A 16,833-nucleotide genomic window follows, 5' to 3' on the forward strand; every position below is an offset into this window, starting at 1 on the left:
CCTCTGTCCGTCCTCAGCCGATCTTCACGCGGGTGTCGGACACGTATTCGTAGTTCGGCACCACCAGGTTCTTGGGCGCCGGTCCCTTACGGATGCGGCCCGAGGCGTCGTAGTGCGAGCCGTGGCAGGGGCAGAACCAGCCGCCGTAGTCGCCCGAGCCGAAGGTCGGAACGCAGCCCAGGTGGGTGCAGGAGCCGATGACCACCAGATACTTCTCGTGGCCGGGCTTGGTGCGCTCGGCGTCGGTCTGGGGTTCCTTCAGATCCGAGGCGTGGTCGTCGGCGATGACGCGCGTCAGTTCGGCCGGGGTGCGGTAACGCACGAAGACCGGCTTGCCCTGCCACTTGATGACGACCTGCTGGCCTTCCTGAACCTTGGTCAGATCGAATTCGATCGAGGCCAGGGCCAGGGTGTCGGCGGCGGGGTTCATCTGGTTGATCAGCGGCCAGGCCACCATCACCCCCGCACCGACCGCGGCGGCGCCGGCGGCGATGTGGATGAAATCGCGGCGGGTGGCGTCGCCGCCCCCGTGTTGGCCCTCAGGCCCTTCAGCATTCACGACCGATTCGGCCACGCTCTCACCTCTGCACTCCCGATCGCCCGCCCCCGGAAGGGGTTAGTCGTCGGCATGGATCGTCCCTGCGAGACGGCAGAAGATGCCTGCGGCCCTTGTTTTACCGCATTCCACGCAAGTTGCTGACACAACTTGCGAAACGGTCGCAACAAAGACCGCGACAAGACCCCGCCCCGCGCGTATGACGGCCTTAGAATGCGTCTCGCCCTTTTTCAACCTGACATCCCGCAGAATGTGGGCGCCTGTATCCGACAGAGCGCCTGTTTCGGCGTGGAATTGCATGTCATCGAGCCCACCGGTTTCCGTTTCGACGACCGCGCCATGAAGCGCGCGGCGCTGGATTACGGGCCGCTATCGCACATGACCCGCCACGCCGACTGGGAGGCCTTCCAGCGCGACCGCGCACCGGGACGGCTGGTCCTGTTCACCACCAGGGGCGCCACGCCGCTGACAGAATTCGAATTCCGGCCCGACGATATTCTGCTTTTCGGCAAGGAAAGCGCCGGCGCGCCCGACTATGTCCACGCCGCCGCAGACGCACGGGTCTTCATCCCCATCCGCCCCGAGACGAGGTCGCTGAACCTGTCGGTCAGCGCCGGCATCGCCCTGTGGGAAGGCTTGAGGCAGTTGGGCGAGTTGCCCAGCCGCTAGACACCCTCTCCCGGCGGGAGAGGGGACACGTGAGGCGAAGCCCTTCTAGAGCTCCCCCTACTCCGGCGCGCCGTCGTTGGGCAGTTGCGCCAGGCTGGGGCGTTCGCCGCGCTGAGCCGTGGCGGCGGCTTCGACCGCCCGCATGGTGCGCAGCAGGTTCTCGCCCGAGATCTTGCGGATGTCGGCCTCGCTCCAACCGCGACGCATCAGCTCGGCCAGGATGCGCGGATAGGCCTCCACGCTCTCGACGCCCTCGGGCAGGCTGTCGACGCCGTCGAAGTCGCCGCCCAGACCGACATGGTCGATGCCGGCCACGTCTCGGACATGCTGGATATGGGCCACCACGTCGTCCAGCGTCGCCTTGGGCGCCGGGTTGGCGGCGTTGAACGCCTCCATGCCCGCCTTGACCGCATCGGGATCGCCGGGGTTCAGGGCCGTCAAGCGCGTCATCTCGGCCCCGCGCGCCGCGCCCGAGGCCCGCACGGCCTCGCTGATGAAGCCCGGCACGAAGGTGACCATGACAATGCCGCCGTTGGCCGGCATCTGGCGCAGGACAGCATCGGGCACGTTGCGCGGGTGGCCGGTCACAGCCCGCGCCGACGAGTGCGAGAAGATCACCGGGGCCGTCGAGACACGGATGGCGTCGGTCATCGTCTCTTCCGAGACGTGGCTCAGGTCCACCATCATGCCGATGCGGTTCATCTCCTTGACCACCTGCTCGCCGAAAGGCGACAGGCCGCCCCACTTGGGCGCGTCCGTGGCGCTGTCGGCCCAGGTCGTGGTCTTGGAGTGGGTCAGCGTCATGTAACGCGCGCCGGAATCATAGAACTCGCGCAGCAGGCCGAGGGAATCGTCGATCGAATAGCCGCCTTCCATGCCGATCAGGCTGGCGATGCGGCCCGCCTTGTGGATGCGGACGATGTCATCGGCGGTGGTGGCGATCTCGAACACCGAGGGATAGGCGGAGGCGATCCGCTTGACCGTGTCGATCTGCTCGAAGGTGGCCTTGGCGGCCTCGACCGGCTCCAGGCTGGCGGGGACATAGACCGACCAGAACTGGGCCCCGACACCGCCCGCGCGCAGGCGCGGAATATCCGTGTGCAGGCGCGTCGTTGCTTCGAGATTAGTCGCCAGATCAACACGGTAGGGGTCGTTCCCGAAGCTCTGGCGCAGGGCCCAGGGCAAGTCGTTATGGCCATCGATCAAGGGCGTGCGGCGCAGGATCTGCAGCACCCGCTCCTGCCCCGCCGCATCACCACGCGCCTGGGCCTGAGCAAGGGCGGGTCCGGTCAGAACAGCGAGCGAGACGGCGGCGAGCAAGGCGGTGCGGATCATGGACTTCCCCTTAGAACTGTTACAGCCACGCTGACACAGGCGGCGCGGCATGGGAACCGGGTCTGATCTGGATCAAGGCCTTCTTTCTTGCCGGGGCGCATGAAGCCCGCACCGCACACTGTTCACAAAGGCCGCCCGTCATGGTTGAAGCCCTGATGATCCAAGAGACCCCCACCCTGATGGTCGAACATCGCGAGCGCGCCCGCGTCTGGTTCGAAACCCTGCGTGATCAGATCCACGCCGGTTTCGAGGCTCTGGAAGACGCCGCGCCCGCCGACCTCTTCCCCGGCGAAGCCGGCCGCTTCGTGCGCACGCCCTGGGACCGCCAGGAAGGTGGTGGCGGCGTCATGGGCATGATGCACGGCCGCTTGTTCGAGAAGGTCGGCGTCCACTGCTCGACCGTGCATGGAACCTTCCCCGCCGACTACGCCAGGAATGTTCCCGGCGCCGAAGAAGACCCGCGCTTCTTCGCCACCGGCATCAGCCTGATCTGTCACCCGGTCAGCCCGCGCGTGCCGGCTGTGCACATGAACACCCGGTTGATCTCGACCACGAAGACCTGGTTCGGCGGCGGCGGCGACCTGACGCCGGTTCTCGACGTTGACCGTCGCGACGATCACCCCGACACCCTGGCCTTCCACGCCGCCATGAAGGGCGCCTGCGACGCCTATGACCCCTCGTGGCACGCCAAGTACAAGCAGTGGTGCGACGAGTACTTCTTCCTGCCCCACCGCAACGAACCGCGCGGCACCGGCGGCATCTTCTACGACCACCACGACAGCGGCGACTGGGAACGCGACTTCGCCTTCACCCAGGACGTGGGCAAGGCTTTCCTCGAGGCCTATTCCCAGATCGTCGCCGGTCGCATGACCGAGGCCTGGACGCCCGAGGAGCGCGAGGAACAGCTGATCCGTCGCGGCCGCTACGTCGAGTTCAACCTGCTGTACGATCGCGGCACCACCTTCGGATTGAAGACCGGCGGCAACGTGGATTCGATCCTCAGTTCCATGCCGCCCGTGGTGAAGTGGCCCTGAGGAAGGGGCGAACCCGACTTCAAGCGACTTCAGCGCGCTGATGTCGCGCCATACCCTCGGCGATCCCGTCGAAAAGGGCGGTCAGGGTCAGCGGCTTGGTGAGATGGCCGTCCGCACCCGCCGCCTGCCCCGCCTCAACATGCTCGGTCATGGCGTTGGCGGTGAGCATCAGGATCGGCGTTCGGCCGCGGCCCATCTGCATCTCGAAGGCCCGGATGGCGGCGGTGGCGGTCAGGCCGTCCATCACTGGCATCTGCATGTCCATCAACACCAGGTCGAAGGCCTCGCGCTTGAAGAGGTCCAGCGCCTGCGCCCCGTCCTCGACCGCGACCAGTTCCATCGCCGTCGCGCCCAGCATGATCTCGACGACCTTGCGGTTGGCCGGATGGTCGTCGGCCAGCAAGACCCGCAACGGCTGTTCCCGGACATCGCCCATCGGCTGTGACAGGGGAACCGTCGCGTCCGGGGCCTCAACCGGCGGCAGGGGTATTTCGAACCAGAACCGCGAACCTTCGCCCGGCGTGCTTTCACACTCCAGCCATCCCCCCATCAGTTCAACCAATTCTCGCGAGATCGCCAGGCCCAGCCCCGTACCGCCGAAGCGCCGTGTGATCGAACCGTCCGCCTGCTGGAAACGACCGAAGATGCGCGCCTTCTGCTCTTCGTCGAAGCCGACGCCGGTATCGGTGACAGTAAAGCGGACGTCGCCCTCTACACCTGGCTCGACGGTCAGGCTGACTTCGCCTTCCGTTGTGAATTTCAAGGCGTTGCTGACGAGATTGGTCAGGATCTGACGCAGTCGAACGGCGTCGCCGTCAACCAGACGATCCAGCCGGGTCTCCACGTGGGCCGCCACAGCCACACCCTTGGCCTCGGCGGGAACTCGCCACAGGGCGGCGACATCATGGACCGCCCGCCCCAGATGGAAGGGCGCCGTCTCGATCGTGACCTGACCGGACTCGATGCGGGCGCTGTCCAGAATGTCGGATAACAGCCGCTCCAGCGTGGCCCCGGACGAGCGGATGACCTCGACCATCTCATGCTCGTCAGCATTCAGATCGCGCTGTCCAAGGGCGTCGGCCATGGCCACTACGCCATTCAGGGGGGTGCGAATCTCATGGCTCATATTGGCCAGAAACTCGCTCTTGGCCCGGCTGGCCTCTTCGGCGCGACGGCGGGCGCGACGCAGCTCTCCCGCCTGACGCCACTGCCACAGCAGGGTCAGCAGGGCCGAGAGCATGAAGACCACCCCGATGCCCACGATCCAGTTCTGCCAGCGGATGACCCTACGTTGCAGCTCGGTATTGGCGCGCGCAGTCTCCAGTTGCTGGCGACGGCGGTCCAGTTGTTCCTGAATGTCGCCTGTGACCTGGCGAATGCCCGCGCTGAAGCGCTGGGCGCTCTGAACGTCGCGGTCCCTCTGATAGGTGCGCAGGACCTCATAGGCTTCGGTCGGGCGTCCCGATGCGAACAGGACCTCGGCCTCGGCCAGGGCGACGCGGGAATCCACGCCGCCATCACGAGCGAACGCGCGTAAACGGTCGAGATCACGCCGCGCGCCGTCCACATCGCCCGTTCGCGCCCGCGCCACGGCCCGTATGGGCAGATTGTCGAGCAGGACATAGGTCCCCGCGGTCAGGTCTTCACCATAGGGCGCCAGACAGGCCAGGACCTCCAGCGGCTCATCCCGGGCGTTGGCGACCTGGGCGCACAGGCCGGCGTCATAGACCAGCAGGTTGGGCAGACCGGTCCGCAAACTCAGTCGATGATGCGCGGCATAGTATTCCTGCGCCCTGGTCAGATCGCCGATCTGGATCGCCATCTTGGTCAGATTGTACAGGCTGTCGAAGTCCGGGCGCGGATAGGTCGGGTCGGAATAGTCGATCTCGAACCGACGGAAGGCGATGGTGGCCCCCACCACGTCGTTCAGCTTCATCAGCCCCATGCCGGTCATCTCCCACAGTCCGGCGTGGGCGGTGGCGGCGTAGGGATCGGCGTCCGGAATGTCGGTCTCGGCCTGATTGAGCAGTTTCAACCCCTCGCCCACCCGATCCTGGTCAATCAGGTTCAGGGCGGTCAGGCGGGCGGCGTGGGCGCGCACGAACCAGTCGGCGCCGGTGGCCGCCATGCGGCTCATCTCCGCCTCGACGGTCCGGTCACCCATGTCATAGCGGGCGGTCAGTTCATTCAGGCGGGCGATCTGGATGTAACGCTGATCACGTTGCGCGCGCGCCTTCTCCTCCAGTCGCCGGTTCCAGAAGGCCGCGCGTTCGAACTCGCCCTGATTCTGCGTCGTCCAGACGACATGATAGAGGCGGTTCAGCCCCTCCCGATCATGGCGCTTGTAGGCCGCCTCCCCAAAGGCCTCCAGCTCGGTGAAACTGGTCCCGCCGGCACGCGCCTCCACCGCCCGCAGCAAGTCGTCTCGCGGGGCGGGCGTCTGCGCCAGGGCCTGGGTCTGAGCCAGGCTTGGCGACAGCAGGATGGCGGTTGCGAGGACCGCAGCTTTGATTGGCGACATATCACTTCCAGACTGACGCCTCAGATTGGCACAGCAGAAGTTGCCCAAGGTTTAGCGTTCGACCGCCATCCCGAACGCCGTTGTCAGATGCCGCTGCCGTCCGCCTCGACCGGCGGCGGAGTGAGCAGCAGATAGGCGCGAATCCAGGCCGTCAGCACGGCGCGGTCGTTGGCCCCTTCCAGGCTCAACAGGGCCTCGTCCGCCAGATCGTGCGGTATGCGATGCCCGCGCCGCCCCTCGATCAGCGCCGCGGCATAAGCGGGCTGGAACTCCGGGTGGCACTGGAAGCTGACGGCGTCCTCGCCCCAGGCCAGACCGGCGTAGGGCGTGAACTCGCACGAGGCGATGACTCGCGTGTCCGGGGCGACCGCCACCACCTGGTCCTGATGCGACACCGGAATAGCGATAGAGGGCGCGCGAGGGTGCATCCAGGACTCATGGCTGACGACATCATAGCGATGCAGGCCGACACCCCAACCCTTGTGCGACTTCTCGACCCTGCCGCCGAAGGCGTGGGCGATGACCTGATGCCCGAAGCAGATGCCCAGCAGCCGCGTCTTGCCCCGCGCCGCTCGCAACCAGTCCACCAGAGGCGCGATCCACGGCAGGTCGTCATAGACCCCCGCCGCCGAGCCGGTGACGATGACGCCCGTGAAGATCGAAGGGTCGTCCGGCAGGTGCCCCGACTGCACATCGAAACGCGTCGTCGGCACGTTCTCGCCCAGCAGATAGCGGAACCGCGCCGGATAATCATCGAAGGCGTCCCGCAAGTGCTCGGGCGGGTGGCCGGTTTCCAGAATGGCGATACGGGTCATTTCGGCGTTTTCCAGCGGGGAGAAGGAAGCGTCTGTCTCTGGATTGGGGTAGAAGTCGGGCGATTGCAACGAGGCCGCCCTGCATGACCGCCCACGCGCACGACAATTCCCCGGTCGTCCTGATCAATGTCTTCAAGTGCGACGCGCGTCGTCAGGACGAGTTGATCGAGCATCTGACGGCCCTGGCCCAGGTGCAGCGCGCCCTGCCCGGCTTCGTCTCAGGCACCCTGCATCGCGGGCTGAACGGACGGGTTGTGGCCAATCACGCCGTCTGGGCCAGCGCCACGGACTGGAAGGTCATGACCCGTCATCCCAGCGTCGTGGCGGCCATGGGGCCGATCCTGGCCCTCGCCACCTTCGAGCCCCACCTCTACGAACCCGGCGAGGTCGTCGAAGCCTAGCCCGCGCGCCAGACCTCGGCCCGCGCGCCCGCCTCGCCCAGGGTCGCCGCCACCCAGCCGCAGATCTCGGCGGCGGCGGCTTCCGCGCCCGAGGGCGGATTGATCACCGTCATGGTGCAGCCGTTCATCTTCATCGGATTGTTCAGCGGACGCAGGCGCGCCTCGGCCACCAGAACCCGACCGATCCTGGCCTCCTCCAACCGGCGGATGAAGCCGTCGAAGGTCTCCATGTCCTTCAAGGGGGTCCAGACGGCCACCGTCGCCGTACGGTCATGGCGCAGGATGGCGGCGGCGGTCTCGGCCGAGCGCACGTAGTCGTCGGGCCGCTCGAACGGCGGGTCGATCAGGACCAGCGGTCCCTTGGTCGCCTTGGCCGCCTTCAGCGCCTCGACATAGCCGTCGCCCGCGCGCCCTTCGGCGGCGGACCAGTCCGCCAGCGCCTCAGTCAGCATCTCCTGGACCGGCGGGTTGAACTCGAACCCCAGGTAGCGATCGCCGCCTTTCAGCGCCCGCGCGATCAGCAGCGGCGACCCCGGATAAAAGCGCGCGCCGCCGTCCGGGTTCAGCGCCGCCACCTCGACGGCCAGGGCCTCGATCAGCGGCGGCCGGTCCCCGACGGTCATCAAGCGCGCCACGCCCGCCTCGGCTTCCTTCGACCGGGCCCCGTCGCCCGACAGGTCATAGAGGCCCGCGCCCGCATGGGTGTCGATGACCGTGACCGGTCCCCTCTCCTGCCGCTCCTTCAGCAGCCAGAGCACCAGGGCGTGCTTGACCAGGTCGGCGAAGTTTCCGGCATGAAAGCTGTGGCGATAATTCATGCCCGCTCCGTCTCCCGGTCCGGGCTCCGGGTCAAGCCCTGGCCTCGCGACAGAAATGACGCTTGTTTCATTTTGACACACCGCCGTTATGCGTCATTGCCGCGCCTCGCGCAGACACGCGTCGGAATGAGGACACGCCGATGGACTATCGCCTCTCCAACCGCTTTCTCCGACTGGCGGTCCTGTTCGCCTTGATCGGCATGAGCCTGGGCTACTGGATGGGGGCGACCGAGCAGTTCGCCGCTTCGCCGGTCCACGCCCACATCAACCTGCTGGGCTGGGTGTCCATGGCGCTCTATAGCCTGTTCTACCGGGTTCAGCCGGGCGCGGCGCATGGGTGGCTGCCCGCCATCCACTTCTGGATCACGTTGGTCGGCCTGCTGATCTTCATGCCCGCCCTGGCGGCCAAGCTGCTGGGTGGCCCCGGCCTGCAAGCCGCCGCCAATCTGGGCCTGATGGTCGGCCCCAGCCTGACCCTGCTGTCGATGGTTCTGTTCGTGGCGATCGTCTTCCGCGCCACCAGCCAGCGCTCGGCCCTGGCTTGATACGAAGAGGCCCCCTGCCTTGCGGTCAGGGGGCCCTTGAGTTCGCATCAGGAACGGATCAGTCGGCCCAGTTCAGGACGACCTTGCCGGACTGGCCGGACTTCATGGCCTCGAAGCCCTGCTGGAAGTCCTGATAGGGCATCTGGTGGGTGATCAGCGGCGTCAGGTCCAGACCGGCCTTCAACAGTCCCAGCATCTTGCGCCAGGTGGTGAACATCTCACGCCCATAGACGCCCTTGATGGTCAGGGCCTTCAGGATGATCGTGCCCCAGTCCGTCTCCATCGGCTTGGACGGAATGCCCAGCAGGGCCATGCCGCCACCCATGATCAGGGTGTCGACGCACTGCTTGAAGGCGATGGGCGAGCCCGACATCTCCAGCGCCACGTCGAAGCCAACCTTCAGGCCCAGCTCGTGCATGACGTCGCGCAGGTCTTCCTTGGTGGTGTTCACCGTGCGCACGCCCGGCGCAACCTTCTGTGCAAGTTCCAGGCGGAAATCATTGATATCGGTCAGAACCACGGTGCGGGCGCCCGCGTGGCGCGCCACGGCGGCGGCCATCATGCCGATGGGGCCGGCGCCGGTGACCAGGACGTCCTCGCCCAGCAGGTCGAACTGCTGCGCCGTGTGCACGGCGTTGCCGAACGGGTCCAGGATCGAGCCGATCTCATAGGGCACGTCGTCGGGCAGCTCGATGACGTTGAAGGCCGGGGCCACTACGTATTCGGCGAAGGCGCCCTGGCGGTTCACGCCGATGCCGCGGGTGTCGGGGTCCAGATGGAAGTGACCAGCGCGGGCCGCTTCGGAGTTCAGGTCAATGACGTGACCTTCAGCCGAGACGCGCTGGCCGACCTTCAGGCGGCGATCCACGTCCTTGCCGATGGCGACGATCTCACCGGCGAACTCGTGGCCCGTGATCATGGGCACCGGAACATTCTTCTGGGACCACTCGTCCCAGTTCCAGATGTGGATGTCGGTGCCGCAGACGGCGGTGCGGTGGACGCGGATCAGCACGTCCTCGTCGCCCGCCACGGGGATCGGGGCGTCGATCATCTCAAGGCCGACGCCCGGCTTGGTCTTGGCCAGGGCCTTCATGGATTGGGTCATCAAATCACTCCCAGTTCTTTACCGGCGGTCGTGAACGCCGCCACGGCAGCGTCGATCTGTTCAAAGGTGTGCGCCGCCGACATCTGGGTGCGGATGCGAGCCTGACCGCGCGGCACCACCGGGAACGAGAAGCCGATGACATAGACGCCCAGTTCCAGCATCCGCGCCGCCATGTCCTGCGCCAGCTTGGCGTCGCCCAGCATGACGGGGATAATGGGGTGCTCGCCCGGCTGCAGGGTGAAACCCGCCGCCGTCATGGCCGAGCGGAAGCGCGCGGCGTTGGCGAACAGCTGGGCGCGCAGGGCGTCGCCCTCCTCGCCCGCGGCGATGCGGATGGCCTCCAGCGACGAACCGCACACGGCGGGCGCCAGGGCGTTGGAGAAAAGGTAAGGCCGCGCGCGCTGCTTCAGCAGGGCCACGACATCAGCCTTGGCGCAGATGAAGCCGCCCATGGCGCCGCCCAGGGCCTTGCCGAAGGTGCCGGTGACGAAGTCCACCTCGACCTCGTTCCAGGCGTAGGAGCCGCGCCCCTTCTCGCCCAGGAAGCCGGTAGCGTGGCAGTCGTCGACCATGATCAGGGCGCCGTACTGGTCGGCCAGAGCGCGGATGTCCTTCAGTTTGGCGATGTAGCCGTCCATCGAGAAGGCGCCGTCGGTGGCGATGATGATCTCGCGCGCGCCGTCGGCCCGGGCCTGCTTCAGTTGGGCCTCCAGATCGGCCATGTCCGAAGTGGCGAAGCGGTAGCGCTTGGCCTTGCACAGACGCACGCCGTCGATGATCGAAGCGTGGTTCAGGCTGTCCGAGACGATGGCGTCGGCCTCGGTGAACAGGGGCTCGAAGATGCCGCCATTGGCGTCGAAGGCGGCGGCGAACAAGATGGTGTCTTCAAAGCCGAGGTAGTCGGCGATGGCGCGTTCCAGCTCCTTGTGGATCTCCAGCGTGCCGCAGATGAAGCGGACCGAGGCCGTGCCCGCGCCCCACTTCTCCATCGCCTTGATGCCCGCCTGGGTGACGCGCTCGTCACCGGCGAGGCCAAGGTAGTTGTTGGCGCAGAAGTTCAGGACGTCGCGGCCGTTCACCGAAATCACCGGCCCCTGACGCGAGGCGATGACGCGCTCGGGCTTGGTCAGCCCCTGGGCGTCGATGTCGGCCAGTTCGGCGGAGATGCGGTCGTAGAAGACCGAATTCGTATTCTGGGTCATGATTGCTCCGCTACGCTGAATTCAGGCAGGTTTGAACCCCTGTTTTCAGGCGCTCGGGGCAGGACCGGCTGAGGCGTCGACGACCGACCGAAACGGGCTGACACGAATTTGCCCCCCGCACGGCGTCAGGGTGAACGACAGACTGACCCCAGGCGTGTCGCCGGGCGGCGTCAGACGCAGGGTCTTGGCCTCGGGACAGGTCGTCTCGCCCTCGGCTTCATGCGGCACGACGTTCCAGGCCAGATCGAAGAAGGCCTTGGCCTGGGGCGCCAGGGCGACCGGCGTCGGCGCCACCCCCTTGGCGAAATAGTTGCCCGGCTCTTGCACCGTCTTGACCGTGGTCAGGGCGCTGCCGTTCGCGTCGGCCAGGGTCACTGTGGGATAGCCGGTCAGGCTACAGGCCCGCGCCCCGATATTCTGCAAGGCGAGGACCGTCACACGATTGCCCATGCCCGCGTCGCCGCCCTCAACCGACAACCTGAGATCCGATCCCGTGCAAGGGCCAACCGGCGCCGGGGCCAGGGCCGCGACCGGACGGCTGCACCGCTCGATCACCGCCCCGCCGGCCTGATCGTTCGGTCCCAGTCGGCTGAGCATCCCGCTCTCCTGGCCATTTCGGCTGGCGGTCCACCATTCCAGCCCCTGCCCGGCGTAGCGGGCGCCGCTGGCCGAGACCGCGCTGGTCAGAACATAGTCGCGCCCGTCGTATGACAAGCGCGCCGTCTCCGTGTCCGGATAGGTCACGGCGATGGTCTTGCCGCTCTCGCAGGCATAGCCGACAGCGGCGGCGGTCTGGGCCATCGGCGCTTCCACCGGCGACGTCGGCGCGGGTGGCGTCTCTTGCGAACAGGCGGCCACGGTCAGGCTGAGACAGGACAACAGCGCAACAGCGGAACGGGTCATGAGCGTCTCTCTGAGTGGGTCCGATCCCAACGCCGCATCTGACCAAAGGCTCCGCTTGCAAAGAAATCGAGCGGAGCGGTTGCGTAGTGATACACTATAACATATCAAACTCCCGACATTGTAACGGGGATGCGTGCCTTGCGACTTCAAACCTTCCTTCTGACCGCCGCCGGGGCCGCCGCCCTTTCGACTTCCGCCTTCGCCGCTGACGACGTGATCCAGACGGTGCAACAGGATGATCCGACCGAGATCGCCGACGTGGTCGTCCGCGCCCTGCCTCTGGGCCGCGCTGGCGACGATGTGGGCTCGCACGTCGCCCTGCTGAGCGGCGACGAATTGGTCCACCGTCGTCAGTCGACCCTGGGCGACACGCTCAGCGGCATTCCCGGCGTCAACTCCGACACCTTCGGCGGCGGCGCCAGCCGCCCGGTGGTGCGCGGTCAGGCCGCCCCGCGGGTCAAGGTGCTGAGCGAAGGCGCTGGCCTGATGGACGCCTCCGAAGTCTCGCCGGACCACGCCATCTCCGGCGAACCCCTTTTGCTGGAAGGCATCGAGATCCTGCGCGGCCCCTCGGCCCTGCTTTACGGCGGCGGCGCCATCGGCGGCGCGGTCAACCTGCTGGACAAGAAGATCCCGACCCGCGTCCCGGCCAACGGCGGCGAGGCCGTGGTCGAATACCGTCGCGGCTCGGTCGACAATGAAGAGGCCGGCGTGGTCGGCGCCACGGTCGGCGCCGGACACTTCGCCGTCCGCATCGAGGCGGCGGCGCGCAAGGCCGACGACTACAAGGTCCCTGACTGGGACGAACCGCGTCTGGACGGTTCCTACAACGAGACCTCGACCGCGACGCTCGGCGCCTCCTGGATCGGGTCGCGCGGCTATCTGGGCGCGGCCTATACGGAGCAGACCAGCCGCTATGGTCTGGCGGGCCACACCCATGAGTACGAGGGCTGCCACCCGCACGGCGACCACCTGCATTGCGGCGGCCACGACGACCACGACCACGACGGCCACGATCACGAAGAGGGCGAGGAGCACGATCACGACCACGGCGTGCCCGAGGTCCGGCTGAAGAGCCGCCGCTTCGATCTGCGCGGCGAACTGCGCGATCCCCTGCCCGGCATCGAGAACGTCCGCCTGCGCGCCGGCTACACCGACTACCAGCATCAGGAACTGGAGGAAGGCGTCGTCTCGACCACCTTCACCAACGAGGGCTACGACGGCCGCATCGAGGTCCAGCACCGCGAGATCGCCGGGTTCAAGGGCGTGGTCGGCTTGCAGCTGAGCAAGAGCGACTTCGCCGCCGTCGGCGAGGAGAGTTTCCTGGCTCCCAGCACGACGAAAAACACCGGCCTGTTCGTGATGGAGGAGTACGAACTGGGCGACTGGCATTTCGAGGGCGCCCTGCGTCAGGAATGGCAGGAGGCCTCGGCCATCGGTCTGGCCGATACCGAGCACAAGCCCTTCTCGATCTCGGGTTCGGCGGTCTGGCACTTCATGCCCGGCTGGACCGGCGCCGTCTCGCTGTCGCGCTCGCAACGCGCCCCCTCGGCCCAGGAGCTCTATGCCGACGGCGTTCACCTGGCGACCAACACCTATGAGATCGGCGACAGCAGCCTGGACGTCGAAACGGCCAACGCCCTGGAGCTGACCCTGCGCAAGACGGCGGGTTCGACCACCGCCTCGGTCAGCGCCTATCACTACATCTACGACGACTACATCTTCGCCCGGACGCTGGACCAGTTCGAGGACTTCCGCCTGATCCAGTACAGCCAGGCCGACGCGACCTTCACCGGCGTCGAAGGCGAGGTGCGCCAGCAGCTGACCCCCTGGCTGTCGGCCACGGTGTTCGGCGACTATGTGCGCGGGGAGCTGAAGGGCGGCGGCGGCGCCCTGCCCCGTATCCCCGCCGCCCGCGTCGGCGTCCGCGCCGAGGCCTTCTCAGGGCCATGGTCCGGCGATGTCGAATACAGCCGCACCTTCAAGCAGAACGACATCGCCGCCTTCGAGCGCGAGACGCCGGGCTACAACATGGTCAACGCCACCGTGGCCTATGACGTCGAGCTGGCCGGGGTGAAGTCGCAGGTCTTCCTGCGCGGAACCAACCTGCTGGACGAACTGGCGCTGAACCACGCCTCCTTCCTGGCAGAGACCGCGCCGCAGCGGGGCCGCAACCTGGTGGTGGGGGTCCGCGCCCGCTTCTGATTTCATTTCGCATCGGCGAAAAAAGCGAGGGACGGGTCCGACGGATTCCGTCCCTCGTGCCGTTTAGGGTCTGTCGGCTTCGTCCAGATCCGGCCCGTCATTACAAAGGTTTAATCCTGACGGGCGAAAGCGTCACCATTCGGCGCACATCGGTATCCAGACAGGCGGACCGGTTCTTTCGTGGTCGCTACCAGGACTCTTCATGTCACCCGCCGCCCTGCTGCTTGCCCTCGCCTCTCTCGATCCGGCCGCCGCGACAACGCCGGCAACCGCGCAAGCGACACAGAGCCAGACCCCCGTCGTTCCGGCCATTGAGGACCAGGAAGCCTATGACCTGGGCGAGATCCAGGCCGTATCGACCAAGAGGCGCGGCGCGGCCCTTGGCGATTATGAACCCGAACTGGTGCTGGATGAAGAGCAGCTCAAGGCCTATGGCGCCAGCAGCATCCAGGAGCTGATGACCCTGCTTGAGCCGGTGACGCGCAGCTCGCGCGGCGGCTCGCCGGTCTTCCTGGTCAATGGCCGGCGCATCTCGGGCTTCCAGGAAATCCGCGGCATCCCGCCCGAGGCCATCGAGCGCACCGAAATCCTGCCGGAAGAAACCGCCCTCTCCTACGGCTACAGCGCCGACCAGCGGGTGGTGAACTTCGTCCTCAAGGCCGATTTCCGCTCCCTGACCCTTCAGGCCAGCGCCCGCCGCCCGGACGAGGGCGGCCGCACGGTCAGCGATCTGGAAAGCAACATCCTGCGCATCGCCGGTAAACAGCGCGCGACACTGGATCTCGAATACGAGAACGACAGCCCGCTGTACGAAACCGAGCGTGACATTCAGCGGGAAAACGGCGACCCCACCGCCTACCGCACCCTTCTGCCCAAACAGGAACAGGCTTCGGTCGCCGGTTCGGTGGTGCGCGACCTGAACGACACCACCGCCCTGACGCTGAGCGCCAGCCTGGAGGACACCTCGCGACTGTCCTATCAAGGCCTGCCAGGTGTGCAGTTGGTCGTGCCGCCGTCCACCGTCACGGAGCAACTCTATCTGAACGCGCCCGACGCCCTGTCGCGCACCACCGATACCCTGGCGGGCAAGGTCGGAGCCCTGGTGGACGGCTACCTGGGCGACTGGCGCTGGACGCTGACTGGAACCTACGACCGCACAGAAACCAAGACCCGCACCGGTCGCGGCCTGGATCAGGACGCCCTGCAAACCGGGGTGTCGGCGGGAACGATCGACCCGTTCGGCGATGCAGACCTGTTGCCGCGCCTTCCCTTCGACACCGCCCGGTCCGTGTCCAGCAGCGGCAACCTCGAAGGCGTCATCAACGGCGCCGCCTGGGAGGGCCCGGCCGGGGCCCTGACCTCGACCTTCAAGGTCGGCTTCGACACCCAGACGCTGGACTCCGAGAGCGTGCGCTCCGGAGTCTTCTCGGAGCGCTCCTTGTCGCGCGACCGGACCAGCGCCTCGGGCAACTTCAACCTGCCCATCGCCAGCCGCGACCGCGAGGTCCTGGGCGTTCTGGGCGACCTGTCGGCCAACCTGAACCTGGCCTATCAGGACCTGTCCGATTTCGGCGGCCTGAGCGCCTATACACTGGGCTTGAACTGGTCGCCCTGGAGCCCGGTCAGCTTCACCGCCAGTTGGTCGGACGAGCAGAATGCTCCATCGATGTCGCAACTGAACGACCCGACCATCTCGACCCCAAACGTGCCGGTCTATGACTTCGCCACCGGCCAGTCGGTCAACATCACCCGCATCGAGGGCGGCAACGCGGGTCTGTCCGAGGAAACCAAGCGCATCTTGAAGCTGGGCTTCAACTTCACGCCGCTGAAGGACAAGGACCTACGCCTGACGGCCAACTACAGCCGCACCGAGGTCGAGGGATCCATCGCCGCCTTCCCGACCATCACCCCGGAACTGGAAGCCGCCCTGCCCGAGCGCTTCACGCGCGTAAATGGCGTTCTGCAGTCCATCGACGCCCGCCCGCTGAACTTCCAGAAGGCCGAGCAGCAGGAAATCCGCTGGGGCCTGAACTTCTCGACCCCGTTTGGCAAGCCCGATCCGGCGGCGGCGGCGCGGATGGGTCAGCGCGGCCCGGGCGGCGGTGGTCCGGGTGGCGGCGGGCCCGTCACCATGCGCGTCGAAGGCGGCCCTCCGCCCGGCGGCGGCATGCGGATGCAGATGGGCGGCGGAGGACGCGGCGGACGCGGCCCGGCGATGCAGCCCGGCCAGGGCCGCTTCAATGTCTCGCTGTACCACACCTATCGCATCCAGGACGAGATCACGATCCGCGACGGCCTGCCGGTGCTCGACCTGCTGGACGGCGCGGCCACGGGCGCACGCGGCGGTCAGTCGCGCAATGAAGTCCAGTTCCAGATGGGCCTGTTCAAGAGCGGCATGGGCGGCTTCCTGAACGCCAACTGGAAGGAGTCCACGCGGATCAACGGCGGCGACGACGCCAGCGACCTGACCTTCTCGGATCTGACGACGGTGAACCTGAACCTGTTCGCCGACCTGTCGTCGCGTCAGACCTTGGTGGCGAAGTATCCGTGGCTGAAGGGGGCGCGGGTCAGCGTCGGCATCGACAACATCTTCGACCAGAAGCTGGACGTGCGGAACGGCCTGGGTGAGACGCCGCTAGCCTACCAGCCCGACTATCTGGACCCGCTGGGCCGGACCTTCCGGGTCAGTTTCCGCAAGATCCTGTTCTGATAAGAAAAAGGCCC

At 66.8% G+C, this 16,833-nt stretch carries 14 protein-coding genes; 6 read left to right on the plus strand and 8 right to left on the minus strand.

The annotated features are described in order from the left end of the window. Positions 1-13: 13 nt before the first annotated feature. Positions 14-574, minus strand: coding sequence for a ubiquinol-cytochrome c reductase iron-sulfur subunit (petA, locus tag IFE19_RS11040; RefSeq protein ID WP_207822279.1), 561 nt, complete (start codon positions 572-574; stop codon positions 14-16). 195 nt (positions 575-769) lie between these two features. On the opposite strand from petA, the gene IFE19_RS11045 reads away from it, so the two are divergent. Next, positions 770-1,225, plus strand: coding sequence for a tRNA (cytidine(34)-2'-O)-methyltransferase (locus tag IFE19_RS11045; RefSeq protein ID WP_207822281.1), 456 nt, complete (start codon positions 770-772; stop codon positions 1,223-1,225). A 57-nt stretch (positions 1,226-1,282) separates the two neighbouring features. Here the strand turns inward: IFE19_RS11045 and IFE19_RS11050 are convergent, their stop codons facing one another. Beyond that, positions 1,283-2,560: a dipeptidase gene (locus IFE19_RS11050; protein ID WP_207822283.1), complete on the minus strand. Its 1,278-nt coding sequence runs from the start codon at positions 2,558-2,560 to the stop codon at positions 1,283-1,285. Positions 2,561-2,739: 179 nt separating this feature from the next. Here IFE19_RS11050 and hemF point away from each other — a divergent pair, with 179 nt between their 5' ends. After that, entirely contained in the window at positions 2,740-3,594 is an 855-nt protein-coding gene (hemF, locus tag IFE19_RS11055; RefSeq protein WP_207827577.1) for an oxygen-dependent coproporphyrinogen oxidase, read from the plus strand. 19 nt (positions 3,595-3,613) lie between these two features. Here the strand turns inward: hemF and IFE19_RS11060 are convergent, their stop codons facing one another. Together IFE19_RS11060 and IFE19_RS11065 are read right to left on the minus strand one after the other, a co-directional pair. Further along, the gene (locus IFE19_RS11060) at positions 3,614-6,115 is read right to left on the minus strand and encodes a hybrid sensor histidine kinase/response regulator (RefSeq protein WP_207822285.1); all 2,502 of its coding nucleotides are present in this window, start codon (positions 6,113-6,115) and stop codon (positions 3,614-3,616) included. An 83-nt stretch (positions 6,116-6,198) separates the two neighbouring features. Continuing rightward, positions 6,199-6,930: a type 1 glutamine amidotransferase gene (locus tag IFE19_RS11065; RefSeq protein WP_207822287.1), complete on the minus strand. Its 732-nt coding sequence runs from the start codon at positions 6,928-6,930 to the stop codon at positions 6,199-6,201. A gap of 83 nt (positions 6,931-7,013) precedes the next feature. Between IFE19_RS11065 and IFE19_RS11070 the strand changes: the two genes are divergently transcribed. Then, the gene (locus IFE19_RS11070) at positions 7,014-7,331 is read left to right on the plus strand and encodes an antibiotic biosynthesis monooxygenase family protein (RefSeq protein WP_207822289.1); all 318 of its coding nucleotides are present in this window, start codon (positions 7,014-7,016) and stop codon (positions 7,329-7,331) included. Here the strand turns inward: IFE19_RS11070 and rlmJ are convergent. Next, positions 7,328-8,149, minus strand: coding sequence for a 23S rRNA (adenine(2030)-N(6))-methyltransferase RlmJ (gene rlmJ / locus IFE19_RS11075; protein ID WP_207822291.1), 822 nt, complete (start codon positions 8,147-8,149; stop codon positions 7,328-7,330). The two genes, IFE19_RS11070 and rlmJ, sit on opposite strands and share 4 nt — an antisense overlap. 140 nt (positions 8,150-8,289) lie before the next feature. Between rlmJ and IFE19_RS11080 the strand changes: the two genes are divergently transcribed. Next, positions 8,290-8,694 (plus strand): hypothetical protein, encoded by a 405-nt coding sequence (locus tag IFE19_RS11080; RefSeq protein ID WP_207822293.1) that lies wholly within the window; start codon positions 8,290-8,292, stop codon positions 8,692-8,694. Positions 8,695-8,752: 58 nt separating this feature from the next. Here the strand turns inward: IFE19_RS11080 and tdh are convergent, their stop codons facing one another. The 3 genes from tdh to IFE19_RS11095 are packed head-to-tail and all read right to left on the minus strand — an operon-like array spanning position 8,753 to position 11,904. Then, the gene (gene tdh, locus IFE19_RS11085) at positions 8,753-9,799 is read right to left on the minus strand and encodes an L-threonine 3-dehydrogenase (protein ID WP_207822295.1); all 1,047 of its coding nucleotides are present in this window, start codon (positions 9,797-9,799) and stop codon (positions 8,753-8,755) included. After that, on the minus strand, positions 9,799-11,001 hold the full coding sequence (locus IFE19_RS11090; protein WP_207822298.1) for a glycine C-acetyltransferase: 1,203 nt from the start codon (positions 10,999-11,001) through the stop codon (positions 9,799-9,801). Before IFE19_RS11090 ends, tdh begins: the two co-directional genes overlap by 1 nt. A 45-nt stretch (positions 11,002-11,046) precedes the next feature. Continuing rightward, positions 11,047-11,904 carry a DUF4232 domain-containing protein gene (locus IFE19_RS11095; protein ID WP_207822300.1) on the minus strand — a complete coding sequence of 286 codons (858 nt, stop codon included), beginning with the start codon at positions 11,902-11,904 and terminating at the stop codon, positions 11,047-11,049. A gap of 129 nt (positions 11,905-12,033) precedes the next feature. Between IFE19_RS11095 and IFE19_RS11100 the strand changes: the two genes are divergently transcribed. Both IFE19_RS11100 and IFE19_RS11105 read left to right on the plus strand, forming a co-directional pair. Beyond that, a complete protein-coding gene (locus tag IFE19_RS11100) occupies positions 12,034-14,109 on the plus strand; it encodes a TonB-dependent receptor domain-containing protein (RefSeq protein WP_207822302.1) in 2,076 nt (691 codons plus the stop codon). Positions 14,110-14,311: 202 nt separating this feature from the next. Continuing rightward, positions 14,312-16,819 carry a TonB-dependent receptor gene (locus IFE19_RS11105; protein WP_207822303.1) on the plus strand — a complete coding sequence of 836 codons (2,508 nt, stop codon included), beginning with the start codon at positions 14,312-14,314 and terminating at the stop codon, positions 16,817-16,819. The last annotated feature ends 14 nt before the right edge of the window (positions 16,820-16,833 follow it).

Origin of the sequence: Brevundimonas pondensis (assembly GCF_017487345.1) — a bacterium.
Classification (GTDB): Bacteria; Pseudomonadota; Alphaproteobacteria; order Caulobacterales; family Caulobacteraceae; genus Brevundimonas; species Brevundimonas pondensis.